The following is a 17456-nucleotide window of genomic DNA, read 5'->3' on the forward strand; positions in this document are numbered from 1 at the left end:
GGTCCCGAAATCTTTACCCGCGGTTGTGGCGTAGCGCCTCCAAGACCACCCCGGCGGGTGGAGGTACACCGTGGAACTCATCGTCACAGAGAAGAACAACGCGGCGCGACGCATCGCTGACATCCTCTCGGAGGGAGGGGCAAGCACAGACACGACCGCGGGGGTGAACGTCTACGAGTGGGGGGGCCGACGCTGCATCGGGCTCTCCGGCCACGTCGTCGGCGTCGACTTCCCGCCCGAGTACAGCGACTGGCGGGACGTCGAGCCGGCCGAACTCGTCCACGCGGACGTCGTCAAGGAGCCCACCCAGGAGGACATCGTGAACGCGCTCCAGCGGCTCGCCCGCGAGGCCGACAGCGTCGTCATCGCGACCGACTACGACCGCGAGGGCGAGCTCATCGGGAAGGAGGCCTACGAGCTCGTCCGCGAGGTCAACGAGGAGGCGCCCATCCAGCGGGTGCGCTTCTCCTCGATCACGGACAACGAGGTCAAGTCGGCGTTCGCGGACCCCGACGACATCGATTTCGACCTCGCTGCGGCGGGGGAGGCCCGGCAGGTCATCGACCTCGTGTGGGGCGCCGCGCTCACGCGGTTCCTCTCTCTGTCCGCGCGCCAGATGGGCGAGGACTTCATCTCGGTTGGTCGCGTGCAGTCCCCCACCCTGAAGCTCATCGTGGACAAGGAGCGCGAAATCGAGGCGTTCGAGCCCGACGACTACTGGGAGCTGTTCGCGGACCTCGCGAAAGACGACGTGGAGTTCGAGGCCCAGTACTTCTACGAGGGCGAGGACGGAAACGAGGCCGAGCGCGTCTGGGACGAGGACGCCGCCGAGCGCGCGTTCTCGGTGCTCCGGGAGGCCGGCGAGGCGGTCGTCGAGTCCGTCTCGCGGCGCACCCGCAGCGACGACCCGCCGGCGCCGTTCAACACCACGCAGTTCATCCGCGCCGCCGGCTCGCTGGGGTACTCCGCGGGCCGCGCGATGAGCATCGCGGAGGACCTCTACACCGCGGGTTACATCACGTATCCCCGGACGGACAACACCGTCTACCCCGAGGACCTCGACGAGCGGGACCTGCTCGGCGAGTTCGAGCAGACTGTGTTCGGGGACAGCGCCGAGATGCTGCTCGAACGGGACGACCTCTCGCCGACCGAGGGCGACGAGGAGACGACCGACCATCCGCCGATTCACCCGACGCCGGACTTCCCGGACCGGAACAAGCTCTCCGAGGACGAGTGGGAGGTGTACGAGCTCGTCGTACGCCGCTTCTTCGCGACGCTGGCCGAGCCCGCCGTCTGGGAGCACCTGCGCGTCGTCGCGGACGCGGACGGCGAGTCCCTCAAGGCCAACGGCAAGCGCCTCGTCGAGGAGGGGTACCACGCGGTCTACCCGTACTTCAACACGAGCGAGAACTACGTGCCGGACGTCGACGAGGGCGACCGCCTCGACCTCACTGATCCGCGGATGGAGGCCAAGCAGACCCAGCCGCCGCGCCGGTACGGCCAGAGCCGGCTCATCGAGACGATGGAGGACATGGGCATCGGCACGAAGTCCACCCGCCACAACACCATCGAGAAGCTCTACGACCGCGGCTACATCGAGGGCGACCCGCCGCGCCCGACGACGCTCGCGAAGGCCGTCGTGGAGGCCGCCGAGGAGTACGCCGACCTCGTGGTCAGCGAGCAGATGACCAGCGAGCTGGAGGCCGACATGACCGCCATCGCCGACGGCGAGAAGACGCTGGACGAGGTCACCGAGGAGTCCCGGGAGTATCTCGACCGCGTGTTCGACGAGCTCACGGGCTCCCGCGAGGAGATCGGGGACTTCCTCCGTGACTCGCTGAAGGCGGACAAGACGCTCGGCGAGTGCCCCGAATGCGGCGACACGCTGCTCGTGCGGCGCTCCCGGACGGGCTCGTACTTCGTGGGCTGCGACGGCTACCCCGAGTGCCGGTTCACGCTCCCGCTGCCGTCCACTGGCGAGCCGCTCGTCCTCGAAGAGACGTGCGACGAGCACGGCCTCCACGAGGTGAAGATGCTCGCCGGCCGGGACACGTTCGTCCACGGTTGCCCGCTCTGCGCGGCCGAGGAGGCCGAGGAGAGCGAGGACCGCGTCATCGGCGCGTGTCCCGAGTGCGGTGAAGAGGAGGGCGGCGAGCTCGCCATCAAGCAGCTCCAGACCGGCAGCCGGCTCGTCGGCTGCACGCGCTACCCGGACTGCGACTACTCGCTGCCGCTGCCTCGGCGCGGCGACATCGAAGTCACCGACACGTACTGCGAGGAGCACGACCTCCCCGAACTCGTCGTCCACGACGGCGACGACGACCCGTGGGAGCTCGGCTGCCCCATCTGCAACTACGAGGAGTACCAGCAGCGCCAGCGCAAGCAGGGCGTCGAGGCGCTCGACGGCATCGGTCCCGCGACTGCGGAGAAACTAGCGGAGGCCGGCATCGAGGACGTCGGCGACCTCGCGGCCGCGGACGCCGAGGACCTCGCGGAGTCAGTCTCGGGCGTGAGCGAGGACAGCGTCCGGGAGTGGCAGGCGCAGGCGGACTGACTCAGGCCCCGTCGAAGCCGTTGCCCCCGCAGGAAGGGCAGCTCGACTCGTTGCGGCCGTAGCGCGCCCCGCACAGCCCGCACTCGTACTCCGTTGGCGCGTCCTCCACTCGTCGTCGGAGTTCCTCGACGGCGCTCATGACATGCGTTACCACACAACGAGGGAGTAAATAGGTTCCGGGGGCGTCATCGAACCCGCCGAACGAGAGACGAATCGGCACTGGCTCTGCTAAAAGTGACTTCATGGGCTTAGTAGATCGATACTATTGGACGGCCGTCTACTTCCTTATCGGGGCGAACCTTCGCGAAGCGAGCGCGCGGCGAAGCGGGTAAGTAGACGCCGGCGCAAGTGAGACGCGTGCGTCTCGACGACTACATCGAGGGGCTCCAGCCGGACGAGGACGTCGAGCGGCGGCGCCTCGCGGGCGAGAAGTCCTACGAAGTGCTGGACTACCTCGACGACGTCGAATCCGGGTTCGAGTCCGCCGTGCAGGGGGACACGCTCGTCGGCGCGACCGCGCCGTCGGTGTTCGTCGGGCGGTCGTCGTACCCGAACGTCTCCGCGGGCATCCTCTCGCCAGTCGCGGGCGGCGCCGACCCCGAGGAGTACGCGACGAGCGGCGAGTGGTACCAGCAGGGCCTGGACATCGACAACGTCCTCCAGTACCGGACCGGTCTCCTGAACTCGCGGCGGTCGGCGAACGTCGACGTCCACGACGTCTGGGACGGCTTCGTCGGCACGCAGCGCGAGGTCGCGATGGCCGACCGGCCGGTGGACGTCGAAATCGGGCTCTCGGACACGCCGGACTTCGACGCGAGCGAGTACACGAACCCGGCGGCGAACGCGCCCTCGGGCCCGAACGCCAGCGCCGAGTCCGCGGCGCTCACCGAGAACCCCCACGTGCCGCGGTACGTCGAGAAGACCCTAGAGGACGACGACTGGGCGGCGGAGGGCGCGATGACGTACCTCTACCGCCGCGGGTTCGACGTCTACGACATCAACCGCGTGCTCTCCGTGGGCGCGCTCGGGCAGGCCGACCACCGCCGGCTCGTCCCGACGCGGTGGTCGATCACGGCCGTCGACGACACCGTCGGCCAGTTCCTCCGCGGGAAGATCCGGGACAATCCGAGCGTGAACCAGGTGTCTGTCCACGTCAACGAGTACATGGGCAACCGCTACTGGGTGATTCTGGCGCCGGGCCGCTGGGAGTACGAGCTCGTGGAGATGAAGGCCCCGGGCAGCATCTGGAACCCCGACCCCGCCGGCGACATCTGGATGGCCTCCGCGAGCGAGGGCTACGAGGGCCGCACGGGCTACGTCGACGAGACCGCGGGCGCGTACTACGCCGCCCGCCTCGGCGTGCTCGAACACTTAGACGACGTCGGCCGGCAGGCGAAGGCGCTCGTGCTCCGCGAAGTCAGCGACGACTACTGGGCGCCCGTCGGCGTCTGGCAGGTACGGGAGAGCGTGCGGAACGCCTTCGACGGCGAGCCCGGCGAGGGCGAGACGTTCCACGGCGCCGTCCGGGAAGTCGTCGACCACCTCCCGGTGTCGCTTTCGGACCTCCGCCGGAAGTCGAGCATGGTCGCGGGCGTCCAGAGCGACCTCTCGGAGTTCTCGTAGCCCGCGATTCGGGGGTTCGCTTAAGACGTCGCCGGGTGTAGGCTGCGTGTGATGCTCCCCGCATTCGTCGGCGGCCTCCCCGGCGGCATGGAACTCGCGGTCATGTTCCTGATGCTAGTGTCGTTCGCTGTCGTCGCGTTCGTGGTCGTCGCCCTCGGTAAGATGGCGTTCGGCGGCCGCGACGACGGGCGCGTCGAGGAACTGGAGTCCCGCGTCGCCGACCTCGAAGCCGAACTCGCCGAAGAGCGCCGGAACGACGACCAGTAGGGCGAACTCCGCGCCGTCGACCGCCGCAGTCACGGGTTTTTTCGCGGGTGCCGACGAACCCACTCCCATGAGTGGTACCTCTCCTGACGGGTCGAAGCCGCGCGCCGTGCTCGTCGCGTTCGGCCTCGCCCTCCTCGGCTTCGCGCTCGTCGTCCCCGCTACCATCCTCGTCACGGGCGTCTACGTCGGCGTCACGGGCAACCAGATCGGTGACGTCGCGGGGCTCGGCCTCGGCTTGATAGCCTTGCAGGGAATCGCGTTCCCGACGACGGCGTGGCTGTACATCCGGCGGCGCGGGCTCTCGTGGGACTACGTCTCCGTGGAGTTCCCGGACCTCTCGGACCTGAAGTACGTCGCCGCCGCGTACGTCGCCATCTTCGCCGCCATCTACGCCATCAGCGTCGTGCTCGCGCTCACTTCCACGGAGGCCGCGACGAACACGGGCGCGACCACCGCCCTCGAGAACCCCGGCATCATCCCGTACCTGATTCCGATACAGCTGTTGCTCATCGGTCCCGGCGAGGAGCTGCTGTTCCGCGGCATCATCCAGACGCGACTCCGCGAGCGGTTCGACGTCTGGCCGTCCATCCTGCTGGCGTCCGCGGCGTTCGCGCCGCTGCACATCTTCGCACTCTCCGGCGGGCTCTCCGCGGCGGCGGTCACCATCGGCATCCTGTTCGTGCCGAGCGTCGCGTTCGGCTACATCTACGAGAAGACCGGCAACCTCGTCGTCCCCGCGCTCGCGCACGGCCTCTACAACGCCACGCTGTTCACGCTGATGTACGTCGCCGTGACGTACGCGCCCGAGGCGACGTCCGACACGGCGCTGCTCGGGTTCTAGTCCGCGCTCTCCAGGTTTCCGAACGTCACGGGCGTGCTCGACGGCTTCCTCGTGTGGCCCATCTCCGGAATCGCGCGCTCCTCGCCGTACTCCTCGGGGCCGGTTTCTCACGGGTCGATTGGTAGCGTACCCGACAGTCGAACACCGCGAAGACAAATCCCGGCTGGCCAGCCACTCAGGGTACAGCCGTCACGTGTCCCAGTCGAACGCTCCGCCGTCGGTCGCCGCCGCGCCCCGCCGGGTCCCGCTGTCGGCGTTCGTCTCCGGGTCGACCGTCGCGCCGTCGCCGGCGTCCTCGGGCACGTCGAACTCGTCCAGCAGCGCCGCCAACTCCTCCGTGCGGCCCGCGAGGTCGTCCATGCGGTCCGCGACCTCGTCGGTCGCCTCCGTCTGCTCGGCGGCGCTGTCCGCGACCGTGTCGGCCTCGCTGGCGGTCTCCTCGCTCACGCTCGCTATCTCGTCGACCATCCCGACCGCGTCGGTCACCGACTGGGCGCCCTGTTCGGTCGCCTCCGATATCTCCTGGACGGAGTGGTTGACGTTCGCGACCTCGTCTACGATGGCGTCGAAGTCCCGGAGCACGCCCTCCGCCCGGTCGATCTTGCGCTCGACCTCCGCGTCCACCTCCGCGATGGCCGTCGAGGCGTCCTCCGCGCGCTGCGTGACGGTGTCCACGAGCTCGGAGATGTCGGCGGCCTGCTCGCGGGTCTCCTCCGCGAGGTCCTTGACCTCGTCCGCGACCACGGCGAAGCCATCGCCGTCCTCGCCGGTGCGCGCGGCCTCGATCGACGCGTTCAGCGCGAGCATGTTCGTCTCCTCCGCGATGTCGTCGATGAGCTCCGTGATGCCGTCGATGCGGTCGACCTCCGCGGCGAGCTCCTCGACGGTGTCGGCGACCGCCTGGCTCTGCTCGCGCAGTCCGCGCAGCGCCTCGATGGTGTCCTCGACCTCCGCCCGGCCGTCCTCGCCGCGGTCGGCGGCCGCCTGCGCGGTCTCCGCGACGTCGTCCGCGCTCGCCGCGATCTCCTCGACGGTCGCGGACACCGTGTCCATCTCCGCGGCGATGTCGTTCAGCTGCGTCGTCTGCTGGTTCGCGCCGGCCGCGATCTCGTCGACGCTCGCGCTCACCTCCGCGCTGTGCTCCGCGACCTCGTCGACCCGCGTCTCCGTCTCCGCGGACACCGCGAGGACGTCCTCGGAGAACGACTGGATGTCAGCGATCGTGTTCCCGAGCGTCGTCAGGAGGTCGTTGAAGTCCTCGACGACCGCGCGGTGTTCGGCCGCGACGTCGAGGCTGTCGGGGTCAAGGAGGGCGGTGAGGTCGCCGTTGCGGGCGGCGTCGGTCGCCGCCGACAGCGCGTCGACGAGCCGCTCGAGCTGCTCGGACTGGCGCTCCAGCTCCGCCTGCTTGGCCTCCAGCTCCTCGGTGTGGGATTCGAGGCTGTCGGCCATCGTCGCCATGCTGTCCCCGAACCGGCCGGGGACGTCGGCGTCCAGCGCCGCGTTCTCGAAGTCCTGCCGGGCGAGGGCGTCGGCCTGCCGGGACGCCGTCGCGAGGTTCGCCTGCATCCGTCGGAACGACGCCACCAGGCCCGCGATCTCGTCCTCGCGGTCCGACGACGGGATGTCCGCGCGCTGGAACTCGCCCGCGGCGATGTCGTCGGCGGCGGCTTCCAGTTCCACCAGCGGCTCGACGAAGTCCCGCTCGGCAATGAGGTACGTGTTGTAGAACGCGACGACCGAAAGCACGAGCGTCGCGGCGACTCCCGCGACCTGTACGGTTCCGGACGCGAACAGCGCGAACGCCGCCATCGACGCCGCGCCGGCGAACTGCAGACCGACCGCGGTCAGTATCTTCCGCTCGACCGACTCGGCCGCGCCGGCCAGCGCTATCGACTTCCAGAGTAGGGACTCGTACGTCGACCGAAGGGTCATGCCCGGGGCTTCGCGGAGTCACCTAAAAGCAGCCGGCGGCGATTCCCAGAGTCCGGGAGCTACTCCGTCGACACCGGGCCGACCTCGACGACCTCGCGAACGGCGTCCACGAACGCCTGGCGCTTCTGGAAGTACGTGGAGTCGACGTCCTCGAGGATGGATTCGAGCGTCTGCGGGCCGTCCGGCGTCCGTACGACCGTCTCGCCCTCCTTCCGGATTACCTCGCTCTTCTGCTGGCCCCACGTCAGCCGGGACGCGACGCGCGCCAGCGGCGCCCCCTCGACGGATTCGCCCTCGCCGAGCTCGACGGCGGGTTCCTCGTCCTCCTCGGTGTCGTCAGCCATACCCGGCGCTTCGTGAGGGGCTTGATTCAACCTTTCGAAGAGAGCGTGGGCGAGCGCAGCGAGCCCACGTTATACCGAGCGGTGAACGAAGTGAGCCGCGAGCAGCGTGAGCGAACCGTCCGGACAGCACCCCAACGTGTTCGAGCGAGCCGACTGTACTGCGCGCGGTGAGCGTCTGACGTACTGTTTTTACCCTTCGATAACAAGGGGCAGCCATGACCAGCCTGGGGGAGACCTACGACCGGCGCGCGGGGGAGGCGAGTCAGCGGCGCGTCTACCTCGGCACCGGCTTGTTCGCGGCGGGCGCGCTGCTCGTCGTCGGCGGGATTCTCGCCGGGGCGACGGGGCTCCTCATCAACAACGGCTTCGGGCAGTACGAGAGCCGTGAGATCGCCGTCATTCTCGCGGGCCTGGGCGTCCCCGCGGTGCTCGTCGGCATCTTCACCGTGCTCCCGGCGAACCGCCTGCAACGCGGCGCGGCCGCTGTCGGCGCGGGCTTGAGCGTCCTCGGCGTGATGCTGTTCCGCGCGACGTACCCGTACCTGTACGTGCCGAACTCGGGCGGCGTGCCGACGACGGGGACGCTGGCGTTCATCCTCGTCTACGCCGCCGGCATCATCACGACCTTCTGGTGTCTGTTCACGGCGGTCGCGACGTTCAAGACGCGCAACGACCCCGGCGGGACGGTGACGCTCACCGTCACGAAGGACGGCGAGACGCACACCGTGGAGGTGCCCGCCGACGACGTCGAGAGCGCCCGCGAGAAGCTCTCGTCCGGGAGCTTCGGCGGCGTCGGCGTCTTCGGTGGCGTCGAGGACCCCGACGAGCGAACGCGCGCGAACGCCTCCGAGCCGAAACCCGAACCGACGACGCCCGCTCCGCAGTCCTCGTCGCGGCAGCAGTCCGCGCGCGGCGCGTCGGCCTCCGTCTCGGACGGCGGCGCGACCACCGAGGACATCTCCTCCCCGCTCGACGACAGCGACTCGAAGCCGTCCGCGGGCGGCCCGACGCCGGACAAGTACTGCGGGAACTGCACGCACTTCGAGTACGCCGGCTCGGACGGCATGCAGCCGTACTGCGCGCTCTACGAGGAGGAGATGGACGACATGGAGGCCTGCGAGTGGTGGGAGCGAAACGACCAGTAGCTTAGCGTTCTGCGAGCCGCGCTTCGACGTCTGCCCAGTGGCTGCCCGTCCAGAAGTACTGGCCGCAGTCCCCGCACCGCCACACGGGCGACGCGTCCTCGGGGACGTACTCGGGCAGGTCGCGTTCGGAGTCGACGTCCCGGAGTTCGCCGTTGCACGCGCCGCAGCGCTCGCCCGGCGCCGGCGAGAGGTCGACGCCCGCCGCGCCGAGTTCTTCGAGCTGTTCGTCGACGTCCTTCGACTCGACGAGCAGCCTCTCCGGCGCTCGGTCGGCGAGCTGGCGGTCCCGCGTGACGACTACGCGGTCCTCGCGGGCGGCGAGGTCGAGAATCTCGTCGTCGGCCTCGATTCCCCGGTCCAGGCAGTACGCGGCGTCGTGGCCGCACATCCGCAGGACGCGCGCGAGGCTGCCGAGCATCGCGTCCACCAGTAGTTTCACGAGTCGAGGAACTCGCGGACGCCGTCGGCGTCGCGGGCGTTCAGCACGTCGCCGGCTTCCGCCCAGCCGCGACGCGCGGTGTGGACGCCGTACTCGACGTTCGCGTACTCGTTCGTCGTGTGAGCGTCCGTGTTGATGGAGATCGTCGCGCCGGCCTCCACGGCGGCCTGGACGGCGCTCCCCCAGAGGTCGAGGCGGTGGGGGTTGCCGTTGATCTCGAGCGCGGTGCCGGCGTCCGCGGCGGCCGCCGCGAGCGCGGCCGCGTCGAACTCCATCGCGGGGCGGTCGTTGATGAGCCGGCCCGAGGGGTGGCCGAGCACGTCCACGTGCGGGTGTTCGACCGCCGCGATCAGGCGCTCGGTCTGGTCGCCGCCGTCCTCCCCGAGACCGCTGTGCGGGCTCGCGACGACGATGTCGAGGTCCGCGAGCACGTCGTCGGCGACGTCCACGACGTTCCCCTCGGTGTCGATGTTCGTCTCGACGCCGTGGAACACGTCGATTGCGACGTCCTCGCGGACGGCGTCCACTTCCTCGATCTGCTCGCGGAGGTCGTCCCCGGAGAGCCCGCTGTCGCCGAACACGCCCGGGCCCTCGGCGTGGTCCGTGACGGCGACGAAGTCGTGGCCGAACTCCGCCGCGCCGGTGACCATCTCCGCCACGGGGAGGCTGCCGTCCGACCACTCCGTGTGCGTGTGCAGGTCACCGTTCACGTCGCCGTCCTCGATTAGCTCGGGGAGTTCGCCGCGCTTCGCAGCCTCCACCTCGCCGCGGTCCTCGCGCAGCTCCGGCGGAATCCACGGCAGGCCGAGCGCGTCGTAGACCGCCTCCTCGGTCTCGCTGGCGAGCAGGTCACCGACGCGCTGCCTCTCGTCGGTTCCCTCACCCCCGTCGGGATTCTCGACGTCTGCGGTGTCGAAGACGCCGTACTCGTTGACCTTCTTCCCCTGGTCGAGGGCGTGGTTGCGGACGCGGACGTTGTGGTCCTTGCTGCCCGTGAAGTACTGGAGCGCCGACCCGAACTCCTCGTCGACCACCACGCGGATGTCGACGCGGACGTCGCTCGTGCGCACGCTCGTCTTCGTCGGCCCCAGGTCGATCGTCTCGTCCACGCGGTCCCACTCCGTCAGCGCCTCGCCGACCGCCTCGCCGGCGTCGCTGGCGACGAGCACGTCCACGTCGCCGATGGTCTCCCGCCAGCGCCGCGTCGACCCGGCGACCTCCACGCGGTCGACGGCGTCGACGTCCGCGAGGAACGCCCGCACGTCCTCCGCGATCGGGCGGCCGTCCCCGAGCAGTTCGCGCTCCTGGGCTCGCCGCGCGAACGCGACGTGGTCGAGGATGTTCTGCTCGGTCTTCGGCCCGAACCCGGACACCTCCTGAATCTCGCCGGCCTCCGCCGCGGCCTCCAGGTCGTCGAGGGTCTGCACGCCGAGCGCGTCGTAGAGCTTCTTCACCGTCTTCGGGCCGACGCCCTCCACCGACGTCAGCTCCGTCATCTCCACGGGAAGCTTCTCGCGCTCCGCTTCGACCTCCTCGATATCACCGGTCTCGACGTACTCCACGACCTTCGCGGAGATGGCGTCGCCGACGCCCTCGATTGCCCCGACTGCGTCGGCGCTCTCGGCCGCGAGGTCCTCGATTGGCTCCGGGTAGTCCCGGATGTTCGACGCCGCGCGCCGGTACGTGTTCGGCTTGTAGCTGACGTCCCGGGCTTCGAGGAGGTCCGCGTACTCCTCTAAGACGCTCGCGACCTCGCCGTTCCGGCTCATCGCTTGATACCCCCGTCGTCGTCGTGGCCGAGCGCCTCCTTCAGGAACGAGAACCACCGCTTCTTGTCGGCGCGCTCCTTGGCCTCGATTTCGGCCTCGAGGCTCGTCGTCCCCAGCGACTCCAGGGCGTTCAGCGCGCGCTCGATGCCCACGATGGCGTCTACGAGGCGCTCGCCCTCCTCCCGAGTGATGTCGCCCTCCTCGAGGCGCTCGCGGCGCTCCAGGCGCTCCCGCCGCAGCAGCTTCTTCGCCTCCTCGACGTCCTCGCGGCGCTCTGCGGGCACGCTGTCGAGTTTCTTCACTTCGAAGACGAACTGCTGTAGCTCCAGCTCCTCGCCCTGCACGTCGAGCGTGTCGGGGATGGACGCCCCCACCGTCGCACCCTCCCTGTCGACGCGTTCGAGGAGCTGCTTCCGCTCGAACTCGCGCATACTACAGGTACCGGCGGCTCCCGCAAAAGCCCCCCGGCTGTCCGGACTTCCGTCCGCAGCTCCCGGGAAGACCGCGCCGACCTGCCCAGCAGTCGGGGTTAGTCGCCGAGTACCTTTACCGGCGACCGATCACTCGGAGGTACACGGACGAGACCACATGGCGACGATATACTACGCGTTCGTGGGCGTGTTCCTCGGCGGCTTCCTCGCCTACCTCCACACGCCCCGCCCCGGCGACCTCGACAGGCTCCTCCTCGCTGTGTCCGCGCTCGGCTTCTTCGGTGCCGTCTCGCTCTTGCTCGTTTAGCGCCGGGCCGGCTCGCTCGGCCGGCGGCACGCCGTCTCGAAACGCGGGCCGTCGCCGACCCAAAACGATAACCACGCGCCTGCCCAACCTCCGGCAATGGCGACGTGTGACCGGTGTGGCGAGCAGGAGTCGATGCCGTACCAGTGTCGGCTCTGCGGCGGCACGTACTGTTCGTCCCACAGGCTCCCGGAGAACCACGACTGTCCGGGCCTCGACGAGTGGGACGACCCCGGCGGCGTCTTCGACAGCGGGTTCGACGACAGCGTGAACGACGGCGGCCGCTCCGGCGGCGGGCTCGCGGCGAAAGTCCCCGTGGACACGGGGCCGGGCGGCGTGCTCGGCTACTTCCGCGGGAACGTCTCGTTCGCGCTGCTCGCGCTGATGTGGCTGACGTTCATCCTCCAGTACGCCGTGGCGCCCGTCCTCGACGTGCCGCCGTACAGCCAGCAGTGGTTCAACATCTTCACCATCAACACGACGGCGCCGCTGGCCGTCTGGACGTGGGTGACGTCGGTGTTCTCCCACGGCGGCTTCGGCCACATCGTGCTGAACAGCATCGTGCTGTACTTCTTCGGCCCCGTGGTCGAGAAGCGCATCGGCTCCGCGAAGCTCGTCGGGCTGTTCGTCGTCGCGGGCGCGCTCGCCGGCCTCGCGCAGGTCGGCGCGACGCTCGTGACGAACCCGAGCGTGCTCGGCGAGCCGCTGGCGTTCACGCAGAACGGCTCCGCGGTGCTCGGCGCGAGCGGCGCCATCGCGGCGCTGATGGGCGTGCTCACGGTGCTGAACCCGAACCTCCGCATCTACCTCTACTTCGTCATCCCGATGCCGCTGTGGATCGCGACGCTGCTGTTCGCCGGCTACTCCATCTTCGTCTCGACCGTCGGCGGCGGCATCGGCGCGGGCGGCGTCGCGCAGTTCGCGCACCTCGCCGGCCTCGGTATCGGCCTGCTGTACGGCGTGAAGGTCAAACGCGAGGGCGAGCGCGCGCCGAACCAGCTCCAGCTCGGCGGCGGCCCGGGCGGGCCGGGCGGGCCCGGCCGGCGTCGCTAGCATGGACGTCGTCCGCCCGGGGTTCCTCCCCGGCTCGGACCGCTCTCGGGAGGAGATGGAGGCCCTCCAGCGCGAGATCGCGGCCGCGGCCTCGTTCGGGGACGACTTCGAGTTCGACGTCGCCGACCTGGAACTCGCAGACTCACCGGTGGACGAGCCGACGGCCGCGGACAGCGTGAGCGAGCAGACGGCGCTCACGGCCGGCGACGCGCCCGTCGTCGTCGGTGTCGACCAGGCGTTCGTCGGAGACGACTACTCCGTGAGCGCCGCGGTCGCGATTCGCGGCGGCCGCGTGATCGAGCGCGCCGCCGGCCGCGCGGCGCTGCAGTTCCCGTACGTCCCGGGCTTGCTGTCGTTCCGCGAGGGCGACGCCATCGTGGACGCGCTCGAATCGCTGTCCGTGGAGCCGGACGTACTCGTCCTCGACGGCAGCGGCCGCATCCACTTCCGGCAGGCGGGCATCGCCACTCACGTCGGCGTACTCTTCGACGTTCCCGCCGTCGGCGTCGCGAAGAACCTGCTCTGCGGGACGCCCCGCGACCCCTTCGACGACCCGCTGCCGGAGGGCGCGCGCGTCGCCATCGAAGCCGACGACTCGATGGACGCGCCAGAGGGGACGGTCGTCGGGTACGCCTACCAGTCCCGGCAGTACCCGAACCCCCAGCAGCGCCACGTCAACCCCTTGATCGTGAGCCCCGGCCACCGCGTCAGCGCCGAGACGGCAGTGGACGTCGTCGCGGCGACCTGCACGGGGTACAAGCTCCCGGCGCCGACGCGGCTGGCAGACCGGTACGCGGACGACCTGAAGGACTGACGGCGCGATGCCGCCGACTCAACCCTTAACTGCCGGGCGCGCGACAGTACGCGCATGGAGAAGGTCGCGCTCATCACCGGGTGCTCGTCGGGAATCGGAGCGGCGACGGCGCGCTCGCTGCTCGAGGAGGAGTGGACGGTCGTCGCCACCGCGCGGGACGTCGACGACCTGGCGGCGCTCGCGGCGGAGGGCTGCGAGACCGCCGAGCTGGACGTGACGAAGCCGGCGCAGTGCCGGAACGTCGTCGACGACGTGGTCGCCGAGCACGGCCGGCTGGACTGCCTCGTGAACAACGCGGGGTACGCCCAGCTCGGGCCGCTGGAGGACGTCCCCACCAGGGAGCTCCACCGGCAGTTCGACGTGAACGTCTACGGCCCGCACCGCCTGATTCGCGCGGCGCTCCCGCACATGCGCGAGCGCGAGGACGGCACCATCGTCAACGTCTCCAGCGTCTCCGGGCGCGTCGGGACGCCGGGGATGGGCGCGTACAACGGCTCGAAGTTCGCGCTCGAGGGGATGAGCGACGCGCTCCGCGGAGAAGTGTCATCGTACGGCATCGACGTCGCGGTCGTCGAGCCCGGGCCGGTGGAGACGAAGTTCTCGGACCGCGCGGAGTCCGAGATCCAGGGCCTCGACCGCAGCGGCGCCTACGAGAAGCTCTACTCGTTCTTCGAGGACGCGAGCGCCGTGAACGGCATCGGCGCGGTCGGCCCGGACGAGGTCGCGGAGGTCATCACCGAGGCCGCGGTCAGCCCCGACCCGAAGGCGCGGTACCCCGTCGGGACCGCGGGCCGGGTCGGCGTGCTCGCGCGCTTCCTGCCCGAGTCGTGGCTGGACGCGGGTTACCGGCTGCTCCAGCGATTCTCGTAGGCACTCGTCGAGACGGGCGGCGCGGGACCGCTCGGCGACTGGCGTCCGGCAGTCGTCACAGCGACCGGAATCGTCTTGCCCGCGTGGCCCCGCGTCAGAACTGTCCTGATGATACGGAACCGGGAGGAGCTGGCGACGACAGAGGGCCGGGACACCGCACTCGCGTGTGTCGAGGCGGGGATTCGAGCTGCCCACCCGAAGTCGGTCGTCCGCGAGGCCGTGACTCGTTCTGGAGACACGCTGTCCGTACTCGGCGACGAGTACGACCTGCGCGAGTACACCGAGGTCGTGGTCGTCGGCGGCGGGAACGCCGCCGGCTACGTCGCGGCCGCCCTCGAGGACGTGCTCGGCGACCGGCTCGACCGCGGGGCTGTCGTCACTGACGACCCGACCCCGACCGAGTGCGTCGACGTCCTGCGGGGCGACCATCCGGTGCCGAGCGAGCGCGGGGTCGCGGGAGCGAACACCGTCCTCGACCTCGCCGAGTCCGCGACCGAGGACACGCTCGTGCTGGCGGTGGTCACCGGCGGCGGGAGCGCCCTCCTCCCGGCGCCCGCCGGGGACGTCACGCTCGCGGACCTCCAGGCGACGACCGACGAACTGCTCGCCTCCGGCGCGACCATCCACGAGATAAACGCCGTCCGGAAGCACCTCTCCGCGCTGAAGGGCGGCCAGCTCGCTCGCGCCGCCGCGCCCGGGACGGTGGTGGGGCTGCTGTTGAGCGACGTGAACGGCGACGACCTGAGCGTCATCGGTAGCGGGCCGACTGCACCGGACGACTCGACGTTCGCGGAGGCCGTGGAAGTCCTCGAAGCCTACGACGTGGCGGTCCCCGACCGCGTGGAGTCGCGCCTCCGTCGCGGCGCTGACCGGGACGACCACGCGGCCGACTGTCGAGACACACCGACAGCGACGGACAACTCTGAAATCGCCGCGGAGACGCCGACGAGCGGCGATTCCGTGTTCGACCGCGTCACCAACTACGTCCTGGCGAACGGGTTCACCGCACTCGCCGCCGCCCGCGAGATCGCCGCCGAGCGGGGGTACGAGGCGATGATTCTCTCCGCGAGCGTCCGCGGGGAGGCCCGTGAAGCCGCCAAGACCCACGTCGCGGTCGCCGAGGAGGTGGTCGCGACGGACAACCCCGTGTCGGCGCCGGCAGTCGTCCTCTCGGGCGGTGAGACGACGGTGACAGTCAGCGGCGACGGCGAGGGCGGGCCGAACCAGGAGTTCGCCACGAGCGCCGCCGCAGAACTGGACCTCGACGGCGTGACGCTGGCGGCCGTCGACACCGACGGCATCGACGGTGCGACCGACGCCGCTGGCGCCGTGGTCGACGCCGACACGGTCGACGGGGGCGCCGACGCGGCCCGTGCCGCGCTCGCCGACAACGACGTCACACCGTTCCTCCGGGAGCGGGGCGCACTAGTTCAGACGGGCGCGACCGGCACGAACGTCAACGATCTCCGCGTGCTGGTCGTCGAGGAGAGTCCTAACTCGGCCGACTAGCTGACTATCTGCTGTGTCGCTTCCAGATGGAGCTATCGTCTGGCTGGCTGCCGGCTGTGTGCCGACACGCGTTTGACCCCGTCGGCTGGGGGCGGTCGCACGAATCGCGTGGTGAACGTCGGCTGGGTGGTGGCCGCTACAGCACCAGGCCGACGACGTTCTGGACGACGAGAATCCAGACGATGCTGGCGACGCCGAGAACGAGCGTCCCGAGCGTCCACGCCTGGTAGGCGGTCGCCGCCTCCATGTCCGTGAACTCCGTGATGATCCAGAAGTAGGAGTCGTTCGCGTGACTGACGGTCATGCTCCCTGCGCCGATGGCGAGCACCGCGAAGACCCGTCCCCACTGGGTCGCGAGACCGAGCGGGTCGAGCAGCGACGCGAAGAGGCTGGCGGTCGTCAGGATGGCGACCGTCGAGGAGCCGAGTGCGGTCTTCATCGCGGCCGCGACGACGAACGCGGCGAGCAGGCCGATGCCGAGGCCGCCGAACGTGTCCGTGACGAACTGTTCGAGCGGGAGCGCGCCGAGCACTTCGCCGAACGCGCCACCGGCACCGGTCACGGCGAGGATGACGGCGGCCTTCTTGATGCCCTCGCTCACCCACTCGTCGGTGATGTCGTTCGTGAACTCGGGGACCACCGCGAACGAGATGAACACGCCGATGATGAGCGCGACTGCGGGGTCACCGAGGAACAGCAGCCAGCGCTGGAGCGCGCCGGTGACGAGTTCCGGGTTCTCGGCTTCCGGATACGCCGCGATGCTCCCGAGCGCGATGAGCGCGATGGGGACGACGAGCGGCGCGAACGACGCCGCGGGGGACGGCAGCGAGCCGTACTCCGCCTTGATGTCCTCCATGGTCATCTCGGGCGCCGGGTCGATGTGGTACCGGGACGCGACCCGGTTGGCCCACGCCGACGCGACGAACACGATGGGGGCGCTCACGACGAGTCCCGCGAGCATCACGAGACCGATGTCCGCACCGAGAATCCCCGCCGCTGCGATGGGGCCCGGCGTCGGCGGGACGAACACGTGGGTGACGTAGAGACCGCCGGCGAGCGCGACCCCGAGCGTGGACAGCGAGAGCGAGGAGCGCTCGGCCAGCGAGCGGTTCAGCCCGGAGAGGATGACGAACCCGGAGTCACAGAACACGGGGATGCTGACGATGCTCCCCGTGATCGCCATCACCTCGGTCGTGTACTCCTCGCCGACGACCCCGAGAATCGACTCCGCGATGACGATCGCCGCGCCGGAGCGTTCGAGCGCGGTGCCGATGATGGTCCCCGCGAGAATCACGATGCCGATGTACCCGAGGACGCCGCCGAACCCGTCCGTGACGAGGGAAGCCGCTTCGGCCGGGTCGACGCCCGCGACGAGCGCCGTGCCGTACGCCGCGATGAGCAGCGCGAGAAACGCGTGCAGGTTCAGTTTCGCGGTGGCGACGATGATGAACGCGACTGCCGCCAAGAGCAACAGTACCAGCGGAATTCCTGACAACATGCAACCGGTTTCATACGATTTATACGTATAAAATTGCCTTCAGCGGCATCGTTCAGAAAC

At 69.8% G+C, this 17456-nt stretch carries 17 protein-coding genes; 10 read left to right on the forward strand and 7 right to left on the reverse strand.

Features of this window, described 5'->3' with window-relative positions; all coding sequences use genetic code 11:
• Positions 1-70 precede the first annotated feature (70 nt).
• Entirely contained in the window at positions 71-2554 is a 2484-nt protein-coding gene (locus G9C83_RS03770) for a DNA topoisomerase I (protein ID WP_167244772.1), read from the forward strand.
• A gap of 1 nt (position 2555) precedes the next feature.
• On the opposite strand, the gene G9C83_RS03775 is transcribed toward G9C83_RS03770, so the two are convergent.
• Positions 2556-2693 (reverse strand): hypothetical protein, encoded by a 138-nt coding sequence (locus G9C83_RS03775; RefSeq protein ID WP_167244773.1) that lies wholly within the window; start codon positions 2691-2693, stop codon positions 2556-2558.
• A 218-nt stretch (positions 2694-2911) separates the two neighbouring features.
• Here G9C83_RS03775 and nreA point away from each other — a divergent pair, with 218 nt between their 5' ends.
• The 3 genes from nreA (at position 2912) to G9C83_RS03790 (ending at position 5285) form a co-directional block, all read left to right on the forward strand.
• Entirely contained in the window at positions 2912-4177 is a 1266-nt protein-coding gene (gene nreA / locus G9C83_RS03780) for a DNA repair protein NreA (RefSeq protein ID WP_167244774.1), read from the forward strand.
• Between the two features lie 51 nt (positions 4178-4228).
• The gene (locus G9C83_RS03785; RefSeq protein WP_167244775.1) at positions 4229-4444 is read left to right on the forward strand and encodes a hypothetical protein; all 216 of its coding nucleotides are present in this window, start codon (positions 4229-4231) and stop codon (positions 4442-4444) included.
• Between the two features lie 67 nt (positions 4445-4511).
• Positions 4512-5285 (forward strand): CPBP family intramembrane glutamic endopeptidase, encoded by a 774-nt coding sequence (locus G9C83_RS03790; protein WP_167244776.1) that lies wholly within the window; start codon positions 4512-4514, stop codon positions 5283-5285.
• A 189-nt stretch (positions 5286-5474) separates the two neighbouring features.
• Here G9C83_RS03790 and G9C83_RS03795 read toward each other — a convergent pair whose 3' ends face one another.
• Together G9C83_RS03795 and G9C83_RS03800 are read right to left on the reverse strand one after the other, a co-directional pair.
• Positions 5475-7220, reverse strand: coding sequence for a methyl-accepting chemotaxis protein (locus tag G9C83_RS03795; protein ID WP_167244777.1), 1746 nt, complete (start codon positions 7218-7220; stop codon positions 5475-5477).
• Between the two features lie 59 nt (positions 7221-7279).
• Positions 7280-7564 (reverse strand): DUF5789 family protein, encoded by a 285-nt coding sequence (locus G9C83_RS03800; protein ID WP_167244778.1) that lies wholly within the window; start codon positions 7562-7564, stop codon positions 7280-7282.
• 215 nt (positions 7565-7779) lie between these two features.
• Between G9C83_RS03800 and G9C83_RS03805 the strand changes: the two genes are divergently transcribed.
• A complete protein-coding gene (locus tag G9C83_RS03805) occupies positions 7780-8709 on the forward strand; it encodes a hypothetical protein (protein ID WP_167244779.1) in 930 nt (309 codons plus the stop codon).
• 1 nt (position 8710) lies between these two features.
• On the opposite strand, the gene G9C83_RS03810 is transcribed toward G9C83_RS03805, so the two are convergent.
• Genes G9C83_RS03810 through G9C83_RS03820 form a run of 3 tightly spaced genes read right to left on the reverse strand, consistent with a single transcriptional unit; the run spans position 8711 to position 11348 of the window.
• Entirely contained in the window at positions 8711-9148 is a 438-nt protein-coding gene (locus tag G9C83_RS03810; RefSeq protein WP_167244780.1) for a Mut7-C RNAse domain-containing protein, read from the reverse strand.
• Complete coding sequence (polX, locus tag G9C83_RS03815; protein ID WP_167244781.1) at positions 9145-10917, reverse strand: DNA polymerase/3'-5' exonuclease PolX; 1773 nt, start codon at positions 10915-10917, stop codon at positions 9145-9147. Before polX ends, G9C83_RS03810 begins: the two co-directional genes overlap by 4 nt.
• The gene (locus G9C83_RS03820; RefSeq protein WP_167244782.1) at positions 10914-11348 is read right to left on the reverse strand and encodes a DUF5788 family protein; all 435 of its coding nucleotides are present in this window, start codon (positions 11346-11348) and stop codon (positions 10914-10916) included. The genes polX and G9C83_RS03820 overlap by 4 nt, the downstream gene beginning before the upstream one ends.
• A 157-nt stretch (positions 11349-11505) precedes the next feature.
• Here G9C83_RS03820 and G9C83_RS03825 point away from each other — a divergent pair, with 157 nt between their 5' ends.
• The 5 genes from G9C83_RS03825 to G9C83_RS03845 all read left to right on the forward strand — a co-directional run bounded on the left by G9C83_RS03825 (position 11506) and on the right by G9C83_RS03845 (position 15898).
• Complete coding sequence (locus G9C83_RS03825; RefSeq protein ID WP_167244783.1) at positions 11506-11655, forward strand: hypothetical protein; 150 nt, start codon at positions 11506-11508, stop codon at positions 11653-11655.
• 96 nt (positions 11656-11751) lie between these two features.
• Positions 11752-12705, forward strand: coding sequence for a rhomboid family intramembrane serine protease (locus G9C83_RS03830; protein WP_167244784.1), 954 nt, complete (start codon positions 11752-11754; stop codon positions 12703-12705).
• A 1-nt stretch (position 12706) separates the two neighbouring features.
• Positions 12707-13519, forward strand: coding sequence for an endonuclease V (locus G9C83_RS03835; RefSeq protein WP_167244785.1), 813 nt, complete (start codon positions 12707-12709; stop codon positions 13517-13519).
• Positions 13520-13573: 54 nt separating this feature from the next.
• Complete coding sequence (locus tag G9C83_RS03840) at positions 13574-14389, forward strand: SDR family oxidoreductase (protein WP_167244786.1); 816 nt, start codon at positions 13574-13576, stop codon at positions 14387-14389.
• Positions 14390-14497: 108 nt separating this feature from the next.
• On the forward strand, positions 14498-15898 hold the full coding sequence (locus G9C83_RS03845) for a DUF4147 domain-containing protein (RefSeq protein WP_167244787.1): 1401 nt from the start codon (positions 14498-14500) through the stop codon (positions 15896-15898).
• A gap of 136 nt (positions 15899-16034) precedes the next feature.
• Here the strand turns inward: G9C83_RS03845 and G9C83_RS03850 are convergent, their stop codons facing one another.
• Positions 16035-17396 carry a GntP family permease gene (locus G9C83_RS03850; RefSeq protein ID WP_167244788.1) on the reverse strand — a complete coding sequence of 454 codons (1362 nt, stop codon included), beginning with the start codon at positions 17394-17396 and terminating at the stop codon, positions 16035-16037.
• Positions 17397-17456 lie beyond the last annotated feature (60 nt).

It is taken from the genome of Halobacterium sp. R2-5 (genome assembly GCF_011734195.1).
Taxonomy (GTDB): domain Archaea; phylum Halobacteriota; class Halobacteria; order Halobacteriales; family Halobacteriaceae; genus Halobacterium.